Genomic DNA, 784 nt, shown 5'->3' on the forward strand with positions numbered 1-784 from the left:
GATCACGGAATAGCTACCGGCATTGATATGATCATTGAGCAACAAATAACCGGATGTAAAATGCAAATCCGCAAAAGCATGCAGGATCTTGCCAACATCCATACCGTCCGTGGTTCCGCCCCTACCGGTCAAAAGACCATATTTGCTGTCATCCGCACCACCGGAAATCGTCATGGCCCCATGAATGCTGCTGCCGTCATACCCGATCGTGCCCGCAATCGTGCCCGAGTTTGTAATGATCAGTGCTTCAGTAGACTCATTCTTGATAGCAAAGTCATTCTCACTTTGAATCAGCCCGCTATTTGATATCGTTCCAATTGTACCAGCGTTGTAAATTGCCTCATAATCGGAAGATTTAATTGTTCCACTATTGAATATCGCGCCAATGGAGCCAGTGTTGTTAATAGCATTCCTCTTGGCCGTAATTATATTACTGTTCGATATCGTTCCAAGCGGCCCCTGGTTAAAAATAGCGTCCTGGGTGGTAGAGATAATTGTTCCAGAGTTTTCTATGAATCCGAGCGACTCATAGTTATTAATTCCGGCTGTCTGTGCAGACAATATACCATTATTAACTATGCCGGAAATAGTACGTCGATTTTCGACCCCTGCCACTCCAGATGCAACACTGCCGTTATTGGTAAACGTGCCAGCATTACCACCTATAATGGTTACCGCAGCACCATAAGTAACTCCCCCCGATAGGTCCGGCCCTGAAAGTGTGCCGCCGATCGCGACGACAAGATCCCCGCCATTCCACTGAAGGCAGGCCTGAGAATCAGAA

General features: G+C 47.1%; 1 protein-coding gene. It reads right to left on the reverse strand.

Annotated elements, in window-relative coordinates; translation table 11 throughout:
- On the reverse strand, positions 1 to 784 hold a 784-nt coding region (locus TMES_RS22870), incomplete at both ends, for a hypothetical protein (RefSeq protein ID WP_211275998.1).

It is taken from the genome of Thalassospira mesophila, assembly GCF_002115755.1.
In the GTDB taxonomy this organism is placed as follows: domain Bacteria; phylum Pseudomonadota; class Alphaproteobacteria; order Rhodospirillales; family Thalassospiraceae; genus Thalassospira; species Thalassospira mesophila.